Raw genomic sequence first — 20,972 nt, forward strand, 5'->3', positions numbered from 1 at the left:
ATCATCATCCAATATTCCGCACCGTGGCACATGACGATCGACGCCCCGCTAGACGCCGTGCCGCCCCGAGCCCCGGCCGCCGCCTCCCCCATCGCCGGCCTGCTGACGGCGCCGATCCTGCCGACGCTGTTGCGGCTCGCGATCCCCAACATGGTCGCGATGGTCGGCAGCACGCTGGTCGCGATTGCCGAGACCTCCTATATCGGCCGGCTCGGCACCATTCCGCTGGCTGCGATCGCGCTGGTGTTTCCGTTCGCGATGCTGACGCAGATGATGAGTGCGGGCGCGATGGGCGGCGGTGTCTCCTCGGCGATCAGCCGCGCGCTCGGCGCGGGAAATCGCGACCGCGCCGCGACACTGGCGCTGCACGCCGCCATCATCGGCCTCTGCGGCGGGCTGTTCTTCACTGTGATGATGCTGGCGTTCGGCCGCTCGTTCTTCACGCTGCTCGGCGGCCGCGAGCGCGTGCTCGAGGAAGCCAGCGGCTATTCGCAGGTGCTGTTCTCCGGCGCGGTCGCGATCTGGCTCGTCAACACGCTCGCGTCCGTGATCCGAGGCACCGGCGACATGCGCCTGCCGTCCATGATTCTGATCGGGGCGAGCGTGCTCCAGATCGCGCTCGGCGGCACGCTGGGGCTCGGCCTGTTCGGCGCACCGCAATTTGGCATGCCCGGCGTTGCGAGCGGCCAGCTGATCGCGTTCAGCTGCGCCGCGATCTTCTTTCTCTGGTATCTCCTCTCCGGCCGCAGCCGGCTGCAACTCGACCTCCGCGCGTTCCATTTCGAGCGCGCGATGTTCCTGGACATCCTTAAAGTGGGCGCGGTCGCCTGCCTGTCGCCGCTCCAGACCGTACTCACCATCCTGATCTTCACGAAAATCCTCGCGACCTTCGGCACCGAGATGCTGGCCGGCTACGGCATCGGCTCGCGGCTAGAATTCTTGCTGATCCCGATCACCTTCGCCTTCGGCATCGCCTCGGTGCCGATGGTCGGCATGGCGATGGGTGCCGGACAAGTGAAACGCGCGCGGCGCGTGGCCTGGACGGCGGCAGCGGCCTCCGGCCTCACCGTCGGTACGATCGGCCTCGTCGTCGCGCTCGATCCCGCACTGTGGGTGTCGCTGTTCACGCGCGATCCCGGCGTCACGGCGGCGGCGCACAGCTACTTCCACTTTGCAGGTCCGGCCTTCGTGTTCTTCGGCATGGGCGTGTCGCTGTATTTCTCCTCGCAAGGCGCCGCGCGCGTCGGCGGTCCGGTGCTGGCCTCCACAGCGCGGCTGCTGATCGTCGCAATCGGCGGCATCGGCCTCATGATCGCGCAGGCGCCGGCCTGGACCTTGTTCGCGCTGGTCGGCGGCGCCATGGTCGTGTTCGGGCTCTTGACGGCCGCGTCGGTCGCGTTCGCCCGCTGGGGCAAATGAGCGCAGGCAAATCGCGCGCAGGAATGTGATTCAATCCGGCGTTGCACTATCCTGCCGGGCTGCTATGGAGGCGCCTCCATTTTCGGGGCCTCTCCATGTTCAGCAGATTCGCCATCCTCTCCGTCATCCTGACTGCGCTGCTTGGCGCGACGGCCGCGCATGCGCAGAGCGCCGACGGGACCTGGCTCACCCAGGCGGGCGATGCCCGCGTGAAGATCGGCAAGTGCGGCGGCGGCATCTGCGGCCACATCGTCTGGCTGCGCGAGCCCATGGACACCGCGACCGGCCAGCCCGCCACCGACAGCAAGAATCCCAATCCCGCGCTCGCAAAGCGCCCGATGATCGGCCTGCCGCTGTTCAGCGGCATGCAGCCGTCAGCTCCGAACAAATGGTCCGGCCAGATCTACAATGCCGATGACGGCAGCACCTATGCGAGCAGCGTCACGGTCACGGGCGCGGATTCATTGCGGGTCGAAGGCTGCGTCGGCGCGCTCTGCGGCGGCGAGACCTGGACGCGCGCGGGGCGCTAGCTCGCCGCCGCCATCATCGCCTTCAGCGCCGTCGCCGCCGAGGCGTAACCGCCCCGCGCGCCGTCAATGAAGTGTACGTGATCGCTGCGCAGCGCCGACGGCGTGAAGCAGGTCATCATCGCGGCATCCTGCTGATAGAGGCCGTAGCGCACGACGCCGTCGCGCGCGGCGGCCGCGAGACGATCGCTCAACGCGCGCTCGAGCTGCGGCGTGCAGTCGAGAATCATGCGCAGGCCGTCGTCATATTTGCGGAAGTCGGAATTCTCGACGACCTGGCGTTTGTAGAGGCTGGGCACGAAACCGCCGATCTTGATGTCGAAGCGCATGATCAGATAGGCGAACAATGTATAGGCCAGCACGCTGGCTCTGCGCGCGATCAATGGACCGCCGCGCCTGGTGCGGGCTTCGAAGTCCAGCCCCTGCGGCGGCCATTTCAGTGGCGGCCCCTGCGGCGGCACCGGGCGGCCACCCTCCGGGCTGCGCTCGACGAGATGAATGATGTCCTCGATCACCTTGCGGAAGGCCTGCGGATCGACGCCGCGCACCGGCATCACCAGCACCGACAGGATCAGGCCGCGCGCAGCCGGCATCACCTCGAAGCGGCACGACAGGCCGGAGAGGTCAGGTTGCGTCCCGGCGGGCGCTTCCGACACGGCGAACTCGCCGCGCTTCATCGCGGCATCGGCCCAGGCAAGCCCGCCGCCGGAGAACATCGCGTAGGACAGGTTCGGCGACGGACCGAAACGCGCGACGCGCACATCGAGGCCCTGCGCCCGGATGGCGCTCACCGGCACCAGCGCGATGCGCATCTTCAGATCGAGATCCTCCCGCACCCAGGTTGCCGTCGCCGCCAGCGCATCGCGGGCGCGGTCGAGATCGCCGGGCGCGACCGCAAAGCTCGCGCCGTCGCCGCCGAACACGAAGGGGAATTCCCGCCCCTCCAGCGCATTGGTCACCGCCGCGATCACGGCCGCACCGGCCATGTTGACCGCCTTGTAGCGCTGCGCCGCAATCGCCTTGGTGGAATCGACGATGTCGGCGACACCGATGCTCCAATCGTCCGGCAGCGGCGCGTAGAGCGAGGGATCCATCAGGCTGGTGAAGCCGCGGAAGACGGGAATGCCGCCGTAGAAGGATTCGCCTGATGTCATCGGGTGAGGCCGGATGGTTGGGAGCGTCCGAAATCAGATACGTGGCAGGGTCGATCAGGGTTCGCTTCCCGATCATTGGCCGAAACGGAGCCGGACAACAAGATCGCAGCGCGCCGCAATGCCGCAGATGGTCATTGATCGGCATCAAACAGCCGGCCGCGAATGACGTTTACGGTTGGTCCATCTGAAACGGTCGCGCGGGGATGATCGGGGTGTCTGATTTCGGCAGCAAGGACTCCGCCTCGCCGGTTCGCCGGCGCACCGGGCTCGATGCGATCAGTGCGGTCAAAATGCCGGAGATGCTCACCGCCGCCGTGGATGCCTGGGCCGAGGTCCATCAACTGTCGCGCTCGGATGCGATCTGCAAGCTGGTCGAGCTTGGCCTGAAGATCGCGCCCGCCGCGCCGGCATCAGCGCATTCGGTTGCATCGGACGCCACCCGGATCGAGGAGCTGGCGGTGCACGAGATCGAGGCGCTGCTCGATCCCGCCTTGCCGGAGGACGAACGCGATCGCCGTATCCGCCGCCTCACCGAGGGGCCGCCGGAATTCTCACACCAACGGATTGACCTGCCGAAGCAGCATCGGACCTGAAGGCTTAATGCAGCTTCTCGTCCTGGCGCTTGCGCAGCTTGGATGCAGGGACGTCGTGGCAACCGACCAGACGCACGAATTGCTGCGGGTACATCTCGTAGCCGTGATCGCCGGAATTCTGATGCGACATCGGCGGACAGCGGGCGTCATCCGGCTTCGCGCGCGATGGCTCGGTCAGAGCCTGACTTGAAGCGGTCATGTTTGAAGTGGCCATCGACTGCTCCCCTTCGATTAGGGCAGATCGATTGACGTAACCCAATCGATTGCGGGGCATCTTACGACCAAATCCGGCGTGCTGTCATTGCGCCGGATCAACGCAATTGTGGCAGCTCGGTTCCGCTTACGCCGTATTCCCTGCGTCGACCGTGAACACGGTACCGGTGACGTTGCGGCCGCCCTCGCCCAGGAGATATTCCACCATGCGTGCGACGTCATCCGTCTCCGGCAGACGGCGCAGCGCGCTGCGGCCCGCGATGCGCTTGCGGCCTTCATCCGAGAGATTGTGCGTGAGCTCGGTGTCGATGAAACCAGGCGCGATCGCGTTCACGGTGATGCCGAGCTTGCCGACCTCGCGCGCGAGCGACCGGGTGAAGCCGGTCGCGGCCGCCTTGGTCGCCCCATAGACGGAGAGGCCGTTGTAGCCGGTGGTCGCGATGATCGATGAGATGTTGATGATGCGGCCGGCGCCGTCGGCCATCATCTGCCGCGCCACATATTTGGTGAGGATGATCGGCGACAGCACGTTGAGCTGCACCAGCGCCTCGATCTCGGAATTGTGCATGGTGGCGAGCAGGCCTTCAGTGCCGAGGCCGGCATTGTTGACGAGGCCGTAGATCGGACCGAACTCGTCGCGCACGAGCTTTGCGAAAGCGGGAATCGCGTCGATCACGGCAAGGTCGCAGGCGCGGAAATGCAACCGGCCGTCGGAGGCGGCGATGGCCGCCTTGAGCTCGTCGCTCTCGCGCCGCGCCGCCGCGATCACGTTGAAGCCGGCAGCGACCAGACGCTTGCCGATCGCAAGGCCAATGCCGCGGCTGCCGCCGGTGACGAGAACGTTATGCATCGGTGCGCGCCAGTTTTCCGGCCGGGGTGACGTCGAGCGCTTCGACGAAGCGGATCACCGCCGGCACCTTGTGGGACGCGAGCTGGGCGCGGCACTGCTCCAGGATCTGGTCGCGGATCTCCTTCACCCGGGCCTGATCGGTGCCCTCGGAGAGGATCACGTCCGCAACGACGATGCCGCCGGTAATCGGGCTCTTGCGCGATTTGGCCCGCGACATCCGCACATCCGCGTGACGATTGATCACCGCTTCGATCTCTTCAGGATGGACCTTCAGTCCGCCAATATTGATGATGCCGCCACGGCGGCCGACAAAATAATAGCGGTCGCCGCGCAATTCGACAATGTCGCCGCTGTCGACAAACCCGTCCTCGTCGGCGAGCGCGGCCGCATTGCGGCCGATGTAAGCATGGGCCGTGCGCGCCGAGCGGATCCGCAGCGAGCCGTCCACGACCTTCATCTCGACGCCGTTGCGGTTGCCCAGATAGTCGGCCGGAAAACCCTCGAGCCCGTCATTGACGGCGAAGCCGACGCCGGCCTCGGTCGAGGCATAGGCATGGCCGACGGAGGAATTGGGGAACGCCGCCTCGAGGCCGTCCAGCACGGCCTGGTCGGCGATCTCGCCGGAGAGACGGACGTAGCGCGGCGCGAAGTGCGCCGCCGAACCGCTCATCAGGAGCTTGCGCCAATGCGAGGGCGTGCCGGAGATGTGCGAGACGCCGCGCGCATTCAGCCGCGCGACGTGATCGGCGAGCGCCTCATGCGGATCGGACAGCACCATCGAGCCGCCGGAGAGAACGGCGCGGAGGAAGATCTGCAGGCCGCCATAGCGGCGGATGTCGTAGAACGTGGCCCAGACCGGCGCAGGTCCGCGCGCGGGGCCTTCGGCGACGATGGCGCCGGTCAGCGCTTCCAGGGTGTGGCCGGCGATCTTGGGTACACCGGAGGTGCCCGAGGTGAGCATCAGCCATTCGGTGGCGCGCTCGGTCCTTGCCGGCGCCGTGGCTTGAAGCGGAAATTGCGCGGTGACGATGAGCGGCACGCCGGTCTCCGCCCAGCGATCGGGCTCGTCGGTGACGACGGCATCGATCCAGGCATCGGCGATCAGCGCGTCGAGATGCGCCGGGTTGAGGTCCGGCGGACACAGCAGCATGCGACGGGCGATACCGTCGAGCTCGATCATGGCAAGGCCCGACCGGAGCTGGTCGGACAGCTTGAGCAGCACGGCGCGGCCGGACAATTCGTGCAGCCGGCCGGCCAGGACCGTCTGCGACAGGATGTCGGTCAGCGACACGACATCATGCGCATCGGAGATCGTGCGGCCCTTCAGCTCCGCGCCGAGATGGTCGCGGAGCGCAAAGATTTCACGCGGGGACATTTTCGTAGGCCCGCACGAAATCGCCCACCGTGGCGGGGAACGCTGCGTCCTCGGAAATGGTGAAGGGATCGACACCGGTCTCATCCTCGAGGCGGGCGACCAGGATGGCGAAGGCGAGCGAGTCGAAGCCCGTCTCGTGCAGGGACAGATCGTCCGAAAGCGCGGGCAGCGTGACGTGCTGCTCCTTGGCGATCTGCTGGATCGCTTCGATGACCTTAGACCTTACCGACATGGCTGGCTCTCTTTTGTTGTCGATCGCAGTGTTGCGGCGGCTCTTGATGACCGCCTCCCCATGGCCGTCTGTTTACCCGACAGAAGTAAATGGCTTCTTGGACAATTCAGATAAAATTGGACCTATCTACCGGATTTTGGTTGCGGTTAGAGCCGGATCGTACCGTCGACGATCTCGGCATAGGTATTGGAATCGAGCGCAACATAGGCGCCGGACTTGGGCTCGAGCATGAACAGCGGATCGGAGACCGCGGCCGGGTCAAAGCCCTCGCGGGCCAGCTCGCCCTTCTTCTGCTTGAAGGTCTCGGTGGCATCAAGCTCGCGCGAGATGCGGATGAAGACCGGGCAGGCGTAAGCCGGCAGGCGCTGGCTGAGATGCGCAGGCAGTGCGGTGATCTCAAAGCCCTCGTTCACGACGATCGCGCTCATGCCGGCGCGGCCGTCGGTACCGGGAATGCTGACGCCATAGGTGGTGGCGTCGACCACGCCGGTGAAATCGCGCACGGCATCGTTCACCTCCGAGGTCGCGACGTTCTCGCCCTTCCAGCGGAAGGTGTCGCCGATGCGGTCGACGAAATGAAAGAAGCCCTTGTCGTCGAGCCGCATTAAGTCGCCGGTGCGGAACCAGGCATCGCCCTTGGCGAAGACGTCGCGCAAAATCTTCTTCTCGGTCTCGCCGGCATCGGTATAGCCCTCGAAGCGGCCGCCGCCCTGGTCCGCGGTGCCGATGCGGCCGATCGCTTCGCCGGCCTCGCCGCGGGCGCAGGCGAGGCAGAAGCCGTCTTCATTGCGCAGCGGCGCGCCACTGTCAGGGTCGAGCTTGACGATGCCGGCGGGAAAGCGATGCGCAAGCAGCGGCGGAATGCGTCCGATCGCGCCCACCTGTCCCTCGACGTTGAATAGCGAGAAATTGCCTTCGGTGGCCGCATAGAATTCGAGCATGCGGGGAATGGCGAAGCGGCCCTGAAAATCTTCCCAGATGTCGCCGCGCAGGCCGTTGCCGCAGACGAGCCGCAGCCGATGCCGGTTCTCGTATTCCGACGGCGGTGCCTTGAGCAGATAGCGGCAAAGCTCGCCGATATACTGGAACAGCGTGCAGTCGTGCCTGACGATGTCGGGCCAGAACTGCGAGGCCGAGAATTTTTCGGCGATCGCCACCGAGCCGCCGGCAGCCAACATGCTGCAGGGCGCGACGATGCCGCCGACCGAGTGAAACAGCGGCAGGCAGTCGTAGAGCCGGTCCTGCGGGCTCGCACCGGTGAGGCCGGCGAACCAGAAACCCCAATTGAGAATGCGGCGATGGCTGATGCTCGCCGCCTTCGGCAGGCCCGTGGTGCCGGAGGTGTAGATCAGCAGCGCACGGTCGTCGATGGTGACGTCGCCACGTTCATCCGCCAGCAGCGGACCGTCGTCGAGCGCGGCGAGCGCCACGTCGATGGCGCGCTCGCTGCGGGCATCGCCATGGGTCCAGATCTTTGATTCCGTCTTCAGATGCGGCTTCGCGCTCTCCAGCGTCGTCACCAGATCGTGCGCGACGATGATGTGCAGGGGACTTGCGACATCGAGGCAATGCGCGAGCGATTGGCCGACGAGCCTGGTGTTGATCAGCGCAACCACACCGCCGATCCGGCTGATGCCGAGCCACGCCGCGACATAGTCGATGCCGTTCGGCATGATCAGCGCAACGGTATCGCCCTTGGCAACGCCGACCGAGCGCGCCCAGCGCGCATAGCTGGTAACGCGTTTCGCCAGGCCTTCGTAATCAAGCGTTGCGTCATCGGCGATCAGCGCAACGCGGTCGGGCTGGCGCTGCGCCCAATCGTCGACGACGTCGGCGAACAGGCGGCCCGGCAGCGCCTCGATCCGCGCGGTGAGCTCGATGGCCTTCAGCCAGATCTTGGATGCCGACGGCGCGCGCGCGGCTTTCGGTTGCTCGGTGACGCCGGTGGTCATGCCGTTCATTCTTTCGGAACGTGTCTGCTGTTGCCGGCAGCTTAGCTCGCGCGTCCTGCCCAGGCGTTAAGAGACAAGGTAAAAGCCGGTTAGTGCGCGATTAACTCTAGTCATCCTTTACCAAGCCGGCGGGAACGGCGTGCGGCCCGGGGCGATTCTTGCGATAGCAGGTCCAGTCATTCGGGCGCGCTGCGCGCATCCCGCGCCCGCTTGCGGGGAGAGGCGAACTGGAGGCAATCGTGATCACCAGACGACATTTCCTCCAGACCGCCGCCTGTGCCGCAGCCACGCTCGCTGCGCCGCGTGCGTTTGCGCTCGGTAACCCCTCCTATCCCTCGCACAGCGTGAAATGGGTGGTGCCCTATGCTCCCGGCGGCGCGACCGACGTGCTGTCGCGGCTGCTTTGCCAGCGCCTGTCCGGCCGGCTCGGCCAGACCTTCGTGGTCGAGAACAAGCCCGGCGCCGGCAGCAATATCGGGACGCAGGCCGTGATCGCCTCGGCTCCCGACGGCTACACGCTGCTGCTGACCTCGACCGCGAACGCGATCAATGCCTCGTTCGATCCGGCGCTGCCGTATGATTTCGCCAAGGGCATCGCGCCGGTCGCAGGCGTCGCGCGGATCCCGCTGGTGCTGGTCGTCAATAACGATCTGCCGGTGAAGAGCATTGCCGACTTCATCGCCTACGCCAAGGCCAGTCCCGGCAAGATGTCGATCGCCTCCTCCGGCATCGGCACCTCGCTGCATCTGTCCGGTGAGCTGTTCAAGTCGCTGGCCGGCGTGCAGTTCACCCACGTCCCCTATCGCGGCTCGGCGCCGGGCCTGACCGACGTGATGAGCGGCCAGATCCAGGGCATGTTCGACAACGTCACCTCGTCCTTCGAGCTGGTGCGCGCCGGCAAGCTGCGCGCGCTCGGCGTCACCACGCGCGAACGCTCGGAGATTTTGCCGGACGTGCCGCCGATCGCGGACACGCTAGCCGGCTATGAGACGAGCTCGTTCTACGGCGTCGGCGCGCCGCACGACACGCCGCTCGAAATCGTCGACCTCCTCAACCGCGAGATCGCCACCGCCCTTTCCGACGCCGAGATCAAGGCTCGCATCGCCGAGCTCGGCGCGATCCCGCTGTACGGCAGTGCCGGCGCGTTCGGCGGCATGCTGACGGCGGAGACCGAGCGCTGGCGCAAGGTGGTCGCGTTGTCGGGTATCAGGAAGGAATAGCGATCCGGCCTCGCCGCGGCTAGGCGATCCCTGGCAAACCGGCTACTCTCTTCTACCCTGCGTTGTCGGAGTTGAAAGGGAGGCGACCCGTGGCTCTCGATCCGTCGGAATTTCCTGTCCAGGTCGCGCCGTTCGAGCAGCCACTGACGAATTTCGCCAGCCGCGTGAAAGATGGGCAGGCCAGGGTGGTCGCAATCGGCTCGTCGACCACGGCGGGCGAAGGCGGCATCGCTCCCTATCCGCAGCGGCTGCTGGCGGCTCTTCGGATCAAATTTCCAAATGTCGCAATCGAGGTGATCAATCGGGGGGTCGGCGGCGAAGACGCGCCTTTAGAGCTGAAGCGGTTCGACCACGACGTCTTCGATCTGAAGCCCGATCTCGTCATCTGGCAGGTCGGCACCAATTCGGTGTGGCAGGCCGACGGTCCCTCGTTCGCGGCCACCACGAAGGCCATCCGTGAAGGTGTCGACCGACTGCTCGGCGCCGAGCGGATCGACGTGACCCTGATGGACCTGCAATATGTGCCGGCGGTGCTGACACCGGCCAAGCGCAAGAAGGCGGACGCCATGGTCGAGGCGATCAGCCAGATCGCGCACAAGAAACGCGTCAACGTCTTCCGCCGCTTCGCGCTGATGAAGGGATGGTACGAGGTCGCGAAGATCTCGTTCGACCGCCTGGTGGACCCGGGCGACGATACCAGGCTGCATGCCAGCGACTGGACCACGGACAAGATGACCTGGCAATTGGCTGATGCGATCGCCGCCGCGACCAGCAAGGCGCCACACGGCACCTCAAGCATGATCCGGAAAGGTGCGAAGCGGGTTTCCGGAAAGATCGCGCGTCAACAACAACCTAAAGCGCGATGACGATTCATCCAAATCTCATCGCGCTTTAGCCGGTTCTGCCGCGGCGCAGACGTGGCGGCGGTGCGTTGACCGGATAATACGGATTGAGATCGCAGGTCGCGGCGCGGCCTGAAGCGGTGGCGCGGCACTGCGGCAGCGACGCGAAGGAGCAGTCGTACCACTCCCCACCACCGCCATTCGCGCCGGAATAGACATGCATGCAGACGGGAAAATTGGGGTCGAAGGTCTGCGCGTGCGACGGCACGGTCGCAAGCGCCGCGCCGACGATCATGACCAGGCCGAATGAGAAACGCATGAAGAACCCTCCTGCGCTCCGGATTGCTCAATATACCCTCTTGTGACGCTTGCGCGGAGGCGGCGGCGGTTCGTCGAAGGCATAATAGGGATTGAGGTCGCAGCTCGCAGAGCGGCCTGACGCCGTGGCGCGGCACTGCGGCAGCGAGGTGAAGGAGCAGTCGTAATAGTCGCCGCCGCCTCCGCGGCCGCCCAGCGTATAGACGTGCATGCACACCGGATAGCGCGGATCATAGGTCTGCGCGCTGGCATCCGCCGCGACAAACAGCGTGGCAATCGCGGTGAGGGTCAGGATCGGCAAACGCATGGAGACATCCTCGAATCGGTGGCGTCGGCAGATCGGATGCCGACGCCCTCCTATGACATAACACCGCCGCGGAGGCGACTGTTCCCAGGGACATATGACGGCAAGGTGAGGTGGGCTTCTCGCGACGCGCGTCGTCATGGCCGCGCCGCGGGAAGCTAGCCCAGCCCCTGCAGCACCAGCCGGTTCAACCTCGCCGCAAACGCCGCAGGGTCTTCCGGCAACTCGCCGTCCAGGATCTGCGCCTGCTCGAGCAGGAGCAGGCTGAGATCGTCGACGTCCCCGGAGCCGGCCTGGGCCCTGGTGATCGCTCCCACCATCGGATGGCGCAGGTTGATCTCGAGCACCGGCTTGGTGCGCATGCCGCGGTTCTGCTGCGACAGGATGCGCTCGAGCTCGCGGCTCGGGCCCTGGCTGTCCGCAACGAGGCAGGAGGCCGAGCTGGTGAGGCGCGTCGAGGCCTTGACGTCGCTGACGCGCTCGCCGAGCGCGGCCTTGATCACGGCGATGGTGGCCGCTTCATCGGCGACGGGCTCGTCCTTCTTCGCCTCGTCCTTGTCGTCGAGGCGCGGGATCAGGTCGAGATTGAGATCGCCCTGGCTCAGCGACTTCAGCGGCTTGCCCTCGAACTCCGTCGGCATCGAGGTCCAGAAGGCATCGACCGGATCGGACAGCAGCAGCACCTCGATGCCGCGCGCGGTCGCAGCTTCCAGCCGCGGGTTGGACTTCAGCCGCTCGATGCTGTCGCCGACGAGATAATAGATCTCGGTCTGGTTCGGCTTGAAATCGGCGACGACCTCTTTCAGCGACCGCTTCTCGCCCGAGGTCGTGGTGAATCGCGACAGCGCCAGCAGCTTCTCGCGCCGCTCGAAATCCTCGTAGATGCCTTCCTTCAGCACCGCGCCGAAGGCGTCCCAGATCCTGGCGAAGTTCTCGGCGTCCTTGTCGGCGAGGCTTTCGAGCTCGGACACGACGCGGGTCGCCACGGCTTTGCGGATCTGCGCCAGCTGCGGATTGTTCTGAAGCATCTCGCGCGAGATGTTGAGCGGGAGATCCTCGCTGTCGACGACGCCGCGGATGAAGCGCAGGTACCCAGGCAAGAGATCGGCATCATCGGTGATGAAGACGCGGCGGACGTAGAGCTTCACCCGGCCCTTGCGGTTCGGCTCGAACAGGTCGAACGGCTTAGCCGAGGGCGCGAACAGCAGCACGGCGTAGGAGTAGCGCCCTTCGGCGCGGTAGTGCAGCGTCATCGCGGGATCGTCGAAGGCCGAGGCGATCTGCTGATAGGCCTTCTTGTAGTCCTCCGGCGTGAGCTCGGATTTCGAACGCTGCCACAGCGCGCTCGCCGAGTTGATCTGGCGCGGCTCGCCCTCTTCCGGCACCAGCTCGATGGGGAACAGGATGTTGTCGGAGTAAGCGCCGACGATGCGCTCGATCTCGTAGGTTTCGAGGTATTTCTTGGCGTCGTCCTTGAGATGCAGGACGATCTCGGTCCCGCGCACGAGGCGCGAGGCGTCCTCCTCGCTCGCCCGGGCGATCTCGAAGCCGGAGCCGCCGGAAGACGTCCACGTCCAGACGTCGCTCTCGCCGGCACGGCGGCTGATGACGACGATCCTGTCGGCGACCATGAAGGCGGAATAGAAGCCGACGCCGAACTGGCCGATCAGGCCGAGACCGTCCTTGGCTTCCTTCAGCCTGGACACGAACGCCTTGGTGCCGGAACGGGCGATGGTGCCGAGATGGTCGATCAGCTCCTGCCGCTCCATGCCGATGCCGTTGTCGGCGATCGTGAGCGTTCCGGCCGTCTTGTTCGGGATGATGCGGATCTTGAGCGCGTCGCCCTCGCCCAGCAGCGCCGGATTTGCGATCGCCTCGTAGCGTAGCTTGTCGCAGGCATCCGAGGCATTCGAGACGAGCTCGCGCAGGAAGATGTCGGTCTCCGAATAGACGGAATGCACCATGAGGTGCAGAAGCTCGGAAACCTCGGCCTGGAAGGGCTGCATATGCACAGCCGTATCTGACGTCGTCATGCGTTTACCCGGTCAAATCAGAGGGGAAAGCCCGGATATAACGCGATGGGAGGGCGGATCAAGAGGACGTGAAGCGGTGAGCCCCTGCCTGGGGCGGACGCGATCCTGCCCATGGACGCTGGGCGCTCAGGTCACGCAACGGCCGGGCTGGAGCAGCTTGGCGACCTCGGTCAGCGAGCTGACCATCGGCTCGCAGGCGATCGTCGGCTTGTTGCGGCCCTGCTGCTTCTTCTGGTTCTGGAGCAGCACCGGCGGCTTGGCGTTGCCGGTCTCGATCACCGCGGGGACCCGCAGCAGCACCGAGGTATCGGCGAGGTCGTTCAGCCGCATCGACACGGTGCGGGTGGGAACTGCTGACTGCTTGATCTCGGCCAGCCGGTCGGTCTTGCCGGCCCGATTGACGTTGTGTCCCGGCTTGTCAGACTTGTCGGCGACCGCCTGCCAGCGGTCGGCCAGATCGTGGCCGGAGGCGAATTGCACGGCGCCAAGCGTTGCAGCAATCGCGAAGGCACCCAAAAATACCTTTTGAATCTGTGACATGGTTGTCAATCCCTCGCCCCATGGCGATCGAGGGAACAACGCGAGCGGAGGACCGGCGGTTCTCGGCCGTCACGATCACTTAACCGTGTGCGAAAAGGTCGGGGCGCCCATGCAAAAAAATTCGCAACCGCCTGGAACGAGTCCGGTAGTCGGGAGTCGTCTCTGCAGCCGGCTATTCCCCCCTGCCCCATAAGCCGGCGACGTAGGGCGCGACTGTGGTGATGCCAGTCGCGCCTTACTTTTGTCTGGGGCTCACTTCGCTTTCCCCGCCAGCCAGTCCCGCCCCTCGCCGTAGAGCTTCTCGACCTCAGGTCCGGTGAGGCCCGGCATGTCGCGCTTCACCTTGTAGCCGATCAGCTCCTGCATGTAGGCGAGGTGGCGGTAGCCTTCAGGAAGTGCGGCGAGTGCCTTTTGATCGAGGCGGAGCGTCGCGGCGGGATCGACCGGGTCGATCCGGTCCTTCTCGTAGATCGGCTGGCGGCGGACGATGCCCCATTTCCCGTGCCGCTTCTCCAGGAAATCGTAGAAGCGCCCGGTGCAGACGACGTCGCAGAGCACGTCATGCACGGGTGCGCGCTGCGAGATCGTCATCTTGGTCTGGGCGATGGCGCGTTCGCCGGACAGATCGATGCTGGTGCCGCCGAGGAAATGCAGGATGCGCACGCCCCTGGCGAACCCCTCCTGGCTGACGCGCATGAAATCCCGCGCCGGCCCCTGAAACCAGGTGGCGGACATCCACCCCTCCTCGTGCCAGACGGTCGCAAAACGCTCCCAGTCCCCGGCGTCGCGCCACACCGCCCAGTTCTCGACGAGGTCGCGGATGGCGAGGCGATCGAGGAGTTGCTGGTCCATGGTACGTCTCTCCCCGGCGGCTTGAGGCTGCGATGGCTGTCATCGCTCCGACGTATCAACGGGGCAATTGGGTTGCCGTCAAGCGCCCGATGCTTCGCGGCCGTTCGAATTGCCCACAGCGAGAGAAACGCGATACGAGCAGCGAGCCTTGCAATCAACCTGATGGCGACTAGTATCCGCACCGATGCAGATGAAATTTCCCTTGCTGGCCGCGCTTCTCGGATTGCTCGCGGCTTTCCCTTCCCATGCGCAGACGGATACGCAGAGCGAAAGTGCCCAGGCCTGGAAGGCGAGGCTGTCAGCGCACATCGCCAAGAGCAGGCTATTTCCAGCCCAGGCACTGGGACAAACCGGTGAGGCCAGGGTGGGCTTCGTCATCGACCGGTCCGGCAAATTGGTCTCGCGGGCACTGGCTGCGAGCACCGGCTCGCGACTGCTCGACAATGCTGCGCTGGAGATCGTCGTCCGTGCCCAACCGTTTCCGGTGCCGCCTTCGGAGCTGAAGGAAGAGACTTTCTATTTCGTAGCGCCGATTGTCTTCACCGGCCGTCAATTCCAGGTGCCGACTAACGGGCTAGTGCTGAGCACGCCGGCTTCCGGCTTTGCGGAGTCCGAGGCTATGGCCGCGTGGCGCAAGGCGGTCACCGAGCACGTCTGGCGCAACAGGGTATTTCCTCCACAGGCGATCGGCCGGAGGGGTGATGCCGGCGTCATATTCGTTGTCGACCGTTCGGGAAAACTGATCTCGAACGCACTGATAGAAAGTTCGGGCTTCCCACCGCTGGATGCCGAGGCGCTCGCGATGATCGAACGATCCAGGCCATTCCCGAAACCGCCCGCTGACGCGAAGGACGATCTGCAGAGAGTGACCGTCCTCATGACTTTCGACGGGATCGGGCCGAATCTGGCGCCGTCGCCGGAACGAGAAAAAAAGCTCCAATCCTGGGTCGAGGACCAAGCCAAGCTGAATGCAAAATCCCCTGGGCCAGACGACACCAAGCTAAATTCCATGCTTCGCAGCATCTGCCGAGGTTGCTGAGGCAAGAGCAAACCAACTCTCCGCCACACATGGAAACGGCGCGCCTCGCGACGCGCCGTCTTCTTGTCCGATAGTTACTTCCTTACGCCGCCGGGACCTTCGGCGCGCGGTTGCGCGAGTTGCGCTGGAAGAACAGCGCCTGGCTCGCCACCGCCGACACCATCGCCGGCTGGAACGGTTTTGAGATCAGGAACGCCGGCTCCGGGCGTTCGCCGGTGAGGAAGCGCTCCGGATAGGCGGTGATGAACACCACCGGCACCTCGAACGTCCGCAGCAATTCGTTGACGGCATCAAGCCCCGACGAACCATCGGCGAGCTGGATGTCGGCGAGGATCAGGCCGGGCCGCTTGTTCTTGGCGAGCGCCACCGCGTCGGCATGGGTGCGCGCGACGCCGACGACATTGTGACCGAGATTCTTCACCAGGCTCTCGAGGTCCATGGCGATGAAAGTCTCGTCCTCGATGATCAGCACGTCGGTGGCGATCTCGGCCGCCATTTCGCGCCCTGCGGCGTCCGCGAGCCGCCGCGTCTCGGAAACGTCGGTGCTGAGGATGAAGGCGACTTCCTCCTCCGAAAATCCCTCCAGCGACAGCAGCAGGAACGCCTGCCGCGGCAACGGCGTGATGTTCGACAGCCGGCGCTCGGGCGGCATCGGCAGGGTCGTCACCTCGGCATCGTCGTTGACCGAAACCGAATTCCAGATCTGGGTGAACAGCCGGAACAGGCCCGCGCGCGGCCCGTGGCTCTCGTCGAGCACCGACGGATCTCCCAACATGGCTTCCAACATGGCTGCGACATAGGCGTCACCGGAGGCTTGGCTCCCCGTCAGGGCGCGTGCGTACCGGCGCAGCAACGGCAAGTGTTCAGCGACAAGCTGTGAACGGGACATCCCCACTCCATTCATCTTCGGGCCAATCTCAGAGAAACAGGAACAACGAGGGGAGGCCCGGGTTCCCCTGCAGGGCTGACTACGCCTCAGGACAAGAAAAGTTCCGCGAGAGGGGGAACTTTTTGACGAACCTGGAATTGTGCCTATCCAGGGAACGGCTCCCGGTTGAGAAAACTTCTCGAATTTACAGTAACTTAACTCGGGGAAACGTGGAACAGGTCATGAAAGATCTCAAGTCTCAAGCCAGCAAAAGCACGACCCCCGGCAAGGGAGGCCTCACTCCGGAGATCCAATCCCGGATCGGGCATCAACTGCGCGCCATGTACGACGATGTCGTGCGGCAAGGGGTTCCGGACCGGTTCGCGGAACTGATCAAGAAACTTGATGCGCCGGGAGGCGCACCCCAAGTGGAAACGGATGGGGGCTCCAACGACAACAACAATGGGAGGGATTAATGCCTCTCACGGAATCCCTGCGTAACGACATCCTTGCGGCCGTGCCAAGTCTGCGCGCGTTCGCGATCTCGCTCAGCGGCAATGCCGACCGGGCCGACGATCTGGTTCAGGAAACGCTGTTGCGCGCGCTCGCCAACATCGACTCCTTCCAGCCCGGGTCCAACCTGCCGGCCTGGCTGTTCACGATCCTGCGCAACCTGTTTCGCTCCGACTATCGCAAGCGGCGGCGCGAGGTCGAGGATGCCGAGGGCAATTATGCGAAGACGCTGAAGACGCAGCCCTCGCAGAATGCGCATCTCGAGTTCGAGGAGTTTCGCGGCGCGCTCGAGAAGCTTCCGCAGGACCAGCGCGAGGCCTTGATCCTGGTCGGCGCCTCCGGCTTCTCCTATGAGGACGCGGCCTCGATCTGCGGCTGCGCGGTCGGCACGATCAAGAGCCGCGTCAATCGCGCGCGCTCGAAGCTCGCCGCGCTGCTCTATGTCGACGGCGCCGAAGACTTCGGGCCCGACGAGACCGTGCGTGCCGTGATCGGCGGCAGCGGCGGATAGCGTAGCCATCGGGTCCTCAGCAGACGTGTGAAGGCGGCCGTTCGCGCGGCCGCCTTCGCGTACGTCCTCACTCCTCCACGAACGTCACCGTATCAGGCACGCTCGCGCGCGAGGTGCGGTAGCTGTTGACCTTGTGGGCGTGGTCGGCATAGCCGAACGAGATGCCGCAGACGACGCGGCGGTCGTCGGGCAGATTGAAATGGCGGCGGATCAGGCCGGAATGGCGCGCCAGCGCCGCCTGCGGAATCGTGCCGAGCCCGAGCGCCTGCGCGGCCAGCATGAAATTCGAGACATAGGCACCGCAATCGATCGCGCCGTAGATGCCGAGCGGCTCGTTGGTGTGAATGATCGCGATATGCGGCGCACCGAAGAAATTGTAGTTCTCCAGCGCCTGCTTTGCGTAGGCGCTTCTGTCGCCGCGGGCGATGCCGAGCGTGTTGTAGAGCTGAAAGCCGCTCTCGCGGCGGCGTTCGAGATAGACCCCGACATATTCGCGCGGCGGGGTGAAATCGTAGTCGTCGCCGAGACCCTTCGAAGCCTCCGCGTAGATCGCCTTGCGAAAACGCTCCTTGGCCTCGCCGCTGGCGATGATGACCTGCCAGGGCTGGCTGTTGCACCAGGACGCGGTGCGCTGTGCGGTGGTCAGCACATGCTCGATGGTGGCGCGGTCGACCTCCTTGGGCAGGAAGGCGCGGACCGAGTAGCGCTCGTTGAGGAGCTCTTCGAGCACGCCGATGCGATCGTTTTGTTTCACTTGTGCGTCCATGAATCAGCTCGCGCTCTTTTTGTAGGGTGGGTTAGCCAAAGGCGTAACCCACCACTTCTGTCTCTGCGGAGATCAAAGAGGTGGGTTACGCCTAGCGGTTTGCGCTTCGCGCAATCCGCGGGGCTAACCCACCCTACAAGACCATATCACCGTCCCTTGGTCGGGATCTTGTTATACGGCACATCCTTGTCGACGCGGATATCGCCCGGCAGGCCCAGCACGCGCTCGGCGATGATGTTGCGCAAGATCTCGTCGGTACCGCCGGCGATGCGCATCGAGGGCGAGGACAGCAGCATCTGCTGGAACTGGCCCTGCACCGTCTCCTCGTCCGTGCCGGTGAGAACGCCAGCCGCGCCCTGCAGGTCCATGGCATAGGTCGCGATGTCCTGCAGCATCATGCCCGAGACCAGCTTGCCGATCGAGTTCTCCGGCCCCGGCCGCTCGCCCTTCGACAGCGCCGAGATGGTGCGGTAGCTGGTGTATTTCAGCCCGCTCGACTTCGCCGCCCAGCCCGCCAGCTTGGAGCGCACGGCGGGATCGTCGATGGCGAGCCCGTCCTCCAGCATCAGGCTGGAGCAGAACTCGAACATCTCAGGCACGCCGGTCGCAAGCCGTGCGCCGATCGACATGCGCTCGTTCATCAGCGTGGTCAGCGACACGCTCCAGCCCTCGCCGACCGCGCCGAGCCGCTGGCTGTCGGGGATCACGACGTCGGTGAAGTAGACCTCGTTGAACTCCTGCATGCCGTTGGCCTGCTTGATCGGCCGGACCTCGACGCCCGGGCTCTTCATGTCCAGGAAGAACATGGTGAGGCCCTTGTGCTTGGGTACGTTCGGATCGGTGCGTGCGATCAGAAGACCATAATCGGAATAATGCGCGCCCGAGGTCCAGATCTTCTGGCCGTTGACAACCCAGTTGTCGCCCTTCTTCTCCGCGCGGGTGCGCAGGCCGGCGACGTCGGAGCCGGCGGAGGGCTCGGAGAACAGCTGGCACCAGATCTCCTCGCCCGAAGCGAGCTTCGGCAAGTAGCGACGCTTGGCATCCTCGCTGCCGAAGGCCATCACGGTCGGCCCGCACATGCCCTCGCCGATCTGGAACGGCTGCGTCAGCTTGCCGTAGACGCCTTCCTCCTGCTGCCAGATCACCCGCTCGATCGGACTCGCGCCGCGGCCGCCATATTCCTTCGGCCAGTGCAGGCAGGACCAGTTGCCCTCGAACTTCTTCTTCTGCCAGGCCTTGCCGACATCGACGATGTCGTGCTTGGCAAGCCGAATGCGGCCGAGCGAGGACTTTGACAGTTCGGCCAAAAACTCCTTCGGCGCGTTGGCCTCGACCCATTTGCGCGCGGTCTCGCGGAATGCGGCTTCCTGCGGGGTGTCGTCGAAATTCATCTTCGAACTCTCCTCTCTCGTGCCGCGGACGCTGCGCAGCGCGAAGCGTTGCGCTGCAGAGCCGGGGCCCATTGTGGCTTTCTGGGTCCCGGCTCTGCGAAGCAGCGCCGCGCGCTGCATCGCGTCCGGGACGCGGCTAGCCTCTTCCCTTGGTCGGGATCTTGTTGAACGGCACGTCCTTGTCGACACGGATATCGCCGGGCAGGCCCAGCACCCGCTCGGCGATGATGTTGCGCATGATCTCGTCGGTGCCGCCTTCGACGCGTGTGCCCGGCGCACGCAACAGCATCGCCTGGAAACGACCGGCCAGCTCGGCATCCTCGCCGCTGACCACGCCGCTCGCGCCCTGCAAGTCCAGCGCATAGGTCGCGACGTCCTGGATCATCGAGCCCGCCACCAGCTTGCCGATGGAGTTTTCCGGCCCCGGCCGCTCGCCCTTCGACAGCGCCGAGATCGCGCGCATGCTGGTGTATTTCAGCCCGCTCGCCTTCACCGCCCAGTTGGCGAGCTTCGAGCGCACCGCGCGATCCTCGATCGCCGGACCGTCGTCGAGCATCAGGCTGGAGCAATATTCGAACAGCTCCGGGAAACCGGTCGAGACGGCCGCGCCGATCGCGCTGCGCTCGTTCATCAGCGTGGTCAGCGAAACGTTCCAGCCGTCGCCGACCTCGCCGAGGCGCTGATGGTCGGGAATACGGACATTGGTGAAATAGACCTCGTTGAAGTCGGAGGCGCCGCTCGCCTGCTTGATCGGCCTGACCTCGACGCCCGGGCTCTTCATGTCCAGGAAGAACATGGTGAGGCCCTTGTGCTTGGGCACGGTCGGATCGGTGCGGGTGAGCAGGATGCCGTAGTCGGAATAATGCGCGCCCGAGGTCCAGATCTTCTGGCCGTTGATGATCCAGTCGTCGCCGTCCTTTTCCGCGCGGGTTCGCAGGCCGGCGACGTCGGAGCCACCTGCGGGTTCGGAGAACAGCTGGCACCAGACCTTCTCGCCGGAGGCGAGCGGCGGCAGATAGGTGCGCTTATGCTCCTCGCGCGCGAACGCCATCATGGTCGGTCCGCACATGCCGTGGCCGATGATGAACGTGCGGGACAGCTGGCCGAACGGTCCTTCTTCCTGCTGCCAGATCACGCGCTCGATCGGCGATGAACCGCGGCCGCCATATTCCTTCGGCCAGTGCAGACAGGCCCAGCCGGCATCGGCCTTCTTCTTCTGCCAGGCCTTTGCGACCTCGAGAATGTTGGCGTTCTTGAGCACGGTGCGGCCGAGCGAGGATTTGCGCAGCTCTTCTTCGTATTGCTTCGGTGCGTTCGCGCCAATCCAGGCGCGGGCGGTGGCGCGGAATTCGGCTTCCTGCGGGGTGTCGTCGAAGTTCATGACGCTTCTCTTCTTCGTAGGGTGGATTAGCCGAAAGGCGTAATCCACCAATTCTGTCGAGCATTGCCGGTGGATGGTG

The 20,972-nt window shown here is 65.0% G+C and carries 23 protein-coding genes; 8 read left to right on the forward strand and 15 right to left on the reverse strand.

Annotation, left to right across the window (positions count from 1 at the left end):
• Nucleotides 1-30 precede the first annotated feature (30 nt).
• Both XH79_RS29295 and XH79_RS29300 read left to right on the forward strand, forming a co-directional pair.
• Nucleotides 31-1,419: an MATE family efflux transporter gene (locus XH79_RS29295; RefSeq protein ID WP_271583941.1), complete on the forward strand. Its 1,389-nt coding sequence runs from the start codon at nt 31-33 to the stop codon at nt 1,417-1,419.
• A gap of 95 nt (nt 1,420-1,514) precedes the next feature.
• Nucleotides 1,515-1,949, forward strand: a complete 435-nt coding sequence (locus XH79_RS29300; protein ID WP_212342113.1) for a DUF2147 domain-containing protein — start codon at nt 1,515-1,517, stop codon at nt 1,947-1,949.
• Here XH79_RS29300 and XH79_RS29305 read toward each other — a convergent pair.
• Nucleotides 1,946-3,100: a DUF3095 domain-containing protein gene (locus XH79_RS29305; protein WP_271583856.1), complete on the reverse strand. Its 1,155-nt coding sequence runs from the start codon at nt 3,098-3,100 to the stop codon at nt 1,946-1,948. The two genes, XH79_RS29300 and XH79_RS29305, sit on opposite strands and share 4 nt — an antisense overlap.
• A 203-nt stretch (nt 3,101-3,303) precedes the next feature.
• Between XH79_RS29305 and XH79_RS29310 the strand changes: the two genes are divergently transcribed.
• On the forward strand, nt 3,304-3,693 hold the full coding sequence (locus XH79_RS29310) for a hypothetical protein (protein ID WP_271583857.1): 390 nt from the start codon (nt 3,304-3,306) through the stop codon (nt 3,691-3,693).
• 4 nt (nt 3,694-3,697) lie between these two features.
• Here the strand turns inward: XH79_RS29310 and XH79_RS29315 are convergent, their stop codons facing one another.
• The 5 genes from XH79_RS29315 to XH79_RS29335 form a co-directional block, all read right to left on the reverse strand.
• Nucleotides 3,698-3,907 carry a hypothetical protein gene (locus XH79_RS29315; protein WP_212342118.1) on the reverse strand — a complete coding sequence of 70 codons (210 nt, stop codon included), beginning with the start codon at nt 3,905-3,907 and terminating at the stop codon, nt 3,698-3,700.
• Nucleotides 3,908-4,033: 126 nt separating this feature from the next.
• Nucleotides 4,034-4,756, reverse strand: a complete 723-nt coding sequence (locus tag XH79_RS29320) for an SDR family NAD(P)-dependent oxidoreductase (RefSeq protein WP_271583858.1) — start codon at nt 4,754-4,756, stop codon at nt 4,034-4,036.
• Nucleotides 4,749-6,131 carry a class I adenylate-forming enzyme family protein gene (locus tag XH79_RS29325; protein ID WP_271583859.1) on the reverse strand — a complete coding sequence of 461 codons (1,383 nt, stop codon included), beginning with the start codon at nt 6,129-6,131 and terminating at the stop codon, nt 4,749-4,751. The genes XH79_RS29320 and XH79_RS29325 overlap by 8 nt, the downstream gene beginning before the upstream one ends.
• A complete protein-coding gene (locus tag XH79_RS29330) occupies nt 6,118-6,363 on the reverse strand; it encodes an acyl carrier protein (RefSeq protein WP_015688794.1) in 246 nt (81 codons plus the stop codon). Before XH79_RS29330 ends, XH79_RS29325 begins: the two co-directional genes overlap by 14 nt.
• A 146-nt stretch (nt 6,364-6,509) precedes the next feature.
• A complete protein-coding gene (locus XH79_RS29335; protein WP_271583860.1) occupies nt 6,510-8,324 on the reverse strand; it encodes a long-chain-acyl-CoA synthetase in 1,815 nt (604 codons plus the stop codon).
• Between the two features lie 230 nt (nt 8,325-8,554).
• Here XH79_RS29335 and XH79_RS29340 point away from each other — a divergent pair, with 230 nt between their 5' ends.
• Entirely contained in the window at nt 8,555-9,535 is a 981-nt protein-coding gene (locus XH79_RS29340) for a Bug family tripartite tricarboxylate transporter substrate binding protein (protein ID WP_271583861.1), read from the forward strand.
• A gap of 89 nt (nt 9,536-9,624) precedes the next feature.
• Complete coding sequence (locus tag XH79_RS29345) at nt 9,625-10,401, forward strand: SGNH/GDSL hydrolase family protein (RefSeq protein ID WP_271583862.1); 777 nt, start codon at nt 9,625-9,627, stop codon at nt 10,399-10,401.
• A 25-nt stretch (nt 10,402-10,426) separates the two neighbouring features.
• Here XH79_RS29345 and XH79_RS29350 read toward each other — a convergent pair whose 3' ends face one another.
• From XH79_RS29350 to XH79_RS29370, 5 genes are all read right to left on the reverse strand, one after another.
• Nucleotides 10,427-10,696 carry a DUF3551 domain-containing protein gene (locus tag XH79_RS29350; RefSeq protein WP_271583863.1) on the reverse strand — a complete coding sequence of 90 codons (270 nt, stop codon included), beginning with the start codon at nt 10,694-10,696 and terminating at the stop codon, nt 10,427-10,429.
• Between the two features lie 27 nt (nt 10,697-10,723).
• Complete coding sequence (locus XH79_RS29355; protein WP_212342130.1) at nt 10,724-11,002, reverse strand: DUF3551 domain-containing protein; 279 nt, start codon at nt 11,000-11,002, stop codon at nt 10,724-10,726.
• 155 nt (nt 11,003-11,157) lie between these two features.
• Nucleotides 11,158-13,032, reverse strand: a complete 1,875-nt coding sequence (gene htpG / locus XH79_RS29360; protein WP_212342132.1) for a molecular chaperone HtpG — start codon at nt 13,030-13,032, stop codon at nt 11,158-11,160.
• Between the two features lie 126 nt (nt 13,033-13,158).
• The gene (locus XH79_RS29365; RefSeq protein ID WP_271583864.1) at nt 13,159-13,572 is read right to left on the reverse strand and encodes a hypothetical protein; all 414 of its coding nucleotides are present in this window, start codon (nt 13,570-13,572) and stop codon (nt 13,159-13,161) included.
• 252 nt (nt 13,573-13,824) lie between these two features.
• Nucleotides 13,825-14,424, reverse strand: coding sequence for a nuclear transport factor 2 family protein (locus tag XH79_RS29370; RefSeq protein ID WP_271583865.1), 600 nt, complete (start codon nt 14,422-14,424; stop codon nt 13,825-13,827).
• A 184-nt stretch (nt 14,425-14,608) separates the two neighbouring features.
• Here XH79_RS29370 and XH79_RS29375 point away from each other — a divergent pair, with 184 nt between their 5' ends.
• Complete coding sequence (locus XH79_RS29375) at nt 14,609-15,463, forward strand: energy transducer TonB family protein (RefSeq protein ID WP_271583866.1); 855 nt, start codon at nt 14,609-14,611, stop codon at nt 15,461-15,463.
• Between the two features lie 82 nt (nt 15,464-15,545).
• On the opposite strand, the gene XH79_RS29380 is transcribed toward XH79_RS29375, so the two are convergent.
• On the reverse strand, nt 15,546-16,352 hold the full coding sequence (locus XH79_RS29380) for a response regulator (protein ID WP_271583867.1): 807 nt from the start codon (nt 16,350-16,352) through the stop codon (nt 15,546-15,548).
• Between the two features lie 221 nt (nt 16,353-16,573).
• Here XH79_RS29380 and XH79_RS29385 point away from each other — a divergent pair, with 221 nt between their 5' ends.
• Entirely contained in the window at nt 16,574-16,807 is a 234-nt protein-coding gene (locus XH79_RS29385; protein WP_080135209.1) for a NepR family anti-sigma factor, read from the forward strand.
• Nucleotides 16,807-17,355 carry a sigma-70 family RNA polymerase sigma factor gene (locus XH79_RS29390; protein WP_018646832.1) on the forward strand — a complete coding sequence of 183 codons (549 nt, stop codon included), beginning with the start codon at nt 16,807-16,809 and terminating at the stop codon, nt 17,353-17,355. Before XH79_RS29385 ends, XH79_RS29390 begins: the two co-directional genes overlap by 1 nt.
• Nucleotides 17,356-17,422: 67 nt before the next feature.
• Here XH79_RS29390 and XH79_RS29395 read toward each other — a convergent pair whose 3' ends face one another.
• From XH79_RS29395 to XH79_RS29405, 3 genes are all read right to left on the reverse strand, one after another.
• Nucleotides 17,423-18,121: a nitroreductase gene (locus XH79_RS29395; RefSeq protein ID WP_212342142.1), complete on the reverse strand. Its 699-nt coding sequence runs from the start codon at nt 18,119-18,121 to the stop codon at nt 17,423-17,425.
• 146 nt (nt 18,122-18,267) lie between these two features.
• Nucleotides 18,268-19,512 carry an acyl-CoA dehydrogenase gene (locus tag XH79_RS29400; RefSeq protein WP_271583868.1) on the reverse strand — a complete coding sequence of 415 codons (1,245 nt, stop codon included), beginning with the start codon at nt 19,510-19,512 and terminating at the stop codon, nt 18,268-18,270.
• Nucleotides 19,513-19,648: 136 nt separating this feature from the next.
• On the reverse strand, nt 19,649-20,893 hold the full coding sequence (locus XH79_RS29405; RefSeq protein ID WP_271583869.1) for an acyl-CoA dehydrogenase: 1,245 nt from the start codon (nt 20,891-20,893) through the stop codon (nt 19,649-19,651).
• Nucleotides 20,894-20,972 lie beyond the last annotated feature (79 nt).

The organism is Bradyrhizobium sp. CCBAU 45389, assembly GCF_028128625.1.
GTDB lineage: Bacteria > Pseudomonadota > Alphaproteobacteria > Rhizobiales > Xanthobacteraceae > Bradyrhizobium > Bradyrhizobium liaoningense_B.

Excerpts from the sequence above, each read along its gene's own strand:
- XH79_RS29365 (WP_271583864.1), bottom strand. The coding sequence starts at position 13,572 with ATGTCACAGATTCAAAAGGTATTTTTGGGTGCCTTCGCGATTGCTGCA.
- XH79_RS29400 (WP_271583868.1), bottom strand. The coding sequence starts at position 19,512 with ATGAATTTCGACGACACCCCGCAGGAAGCCGCATTCCGCGAGACCGCG.
- XH79_RS29335 (WP_271583860.1), bottom strand. The coding sequence starts at position 8,324 with ATGAACGGCATGACCACCGGCGTCACCGAGCAACCGAAAGCCGCGCGC.
- XH79_RS29320 (WP_271583858.1), bottom strand. The coding sequence starts at position 4,756 with ATGCATAACGTTCTCGTCACCGGCGGCAGCCGCGGCATTGGCCTTGCG.
- XH79_RS29350 (WP_271583863.1), bottom strand. The coding sequence starts at position 10,696 with ATGCGTTTCTCATTCGGCCTGGTCATGATCGTCGGCGCGGCGCTTGCG.
- htpG (WP_212342132.1), bottom strand. The coding sequence starts at position 13,032 with ATGACGACGTCAGATACGGCTGTGCATATGCAGCCCTTCCAGGCCGAG.
- XH79_RS29305 (WP_271583856.1), bottom strand. The coding sequence starts at position 3,100 with ATGACATCAGGCGAATCCTTCTACGGCGGCATTCCCGTCTTCCGCGGC.
- XH79_RS29355 (WP_212342130.1), bottom strand. The coding sequence starts at position 11,002 with ATGCGTTTGCCGATCCTGACCCTCACCGCGATTGCCACGCTGTTTGTC.
- XH79_RS29370 (WP_271583865.1), bottom strand. The coding sequence starts at position 14,424 with ATGGACCAGCAACTCCTCGATCGCCTCGCCATCCGCGACCTCGTCGAG.
- XH79_RS29390 (WP_018646832.1), top strand. The coding sequence starts at position 16,807 with ATGCCTCTCACGGAATCCCTGCGTAACGACATCCTTGCGGCCGTGCCA.
- XH79_RS29395 (WP_212342142.1), bottom strand. The coding sequence starts at position 18,121 with ATGGACGCACAAGTGAAACAAAACGATCGCATCGGCGTGCTCGAAGAG.
- XH79_RS29315 (WP_212342118.1), bottom strand. The coding sequence starts at position 3,907 with ATGGCCACTTCAAACATGACCGCTTCAAGTCAGGCTCTGACCGAGCCA.
- XH79_RS29300 (WP_212342113.1), top strand. The coding sequence starts at position 1,515 with ATGTTCAGCAGATTCGCCATCCTCTCCGTCATCCTGACTGCGCTGCTT.
- XH79_RS29375 (WP_271583866.1), top strand. The coding sequence starts at position 14,609 with ATGCAGATGAAATTTCCCTTGCTGGCCGCGCTTCTCGGATTGCTCGCG.
- XH79_RS29295 (WP_271583941.1), top strand. The coding sequence starts at position 31 with ATGACGATCGACGCCCCGCTAGACGCCGTGCCGCCCCGAGCCCCGGCC.
- XH79_RS29405 (WP_271583869.1), bottom strand. The coding sequence starts at position 20,893 with ATGAACTTCGACGACACCCCGCAGGAAGCCGAATTCCGCGCCACCGCC.
- XH79_RS29380 (WP_271583867.1), bottom strand. The coding sequence starts at position 16,352 with ATGTCCCGTTCACAGCTTGTCGCTGAACACTTGCCGTTGCTGCGCCGG.
- XH79_RS29325 (WP_271583859.1), bottom strand. The coding sequence starts at position 6,131 with ATGTCCCCGCGTGAAATCTTTGCGCTCCGCGACCATCTCGGCGCGGAG.
- XH79_RS29385 (WP_080135209.1), top strand. The coding sequence starts at position 16,574 with ATGAAAGATCTCAAGTCTCAAGCCAGCAAAAGCACGACCCCCGGCAAG.
- XH79_RS29330 (WP_015688794.1), bottom strand. The coding sequence starts at position 6,363 with ATGTCGGTAAGGTCTAAGGTCATCGAAGCGATCCAGCAGATCGCCAAG.
- XH79_RS29310 (WP_271583857.1), top strand. The coding sequence starts at position 3,304 with ATGATCGGGGTGTCTGATTTCGGCAGCAAGGACTCCGCCTCGCCGGTT.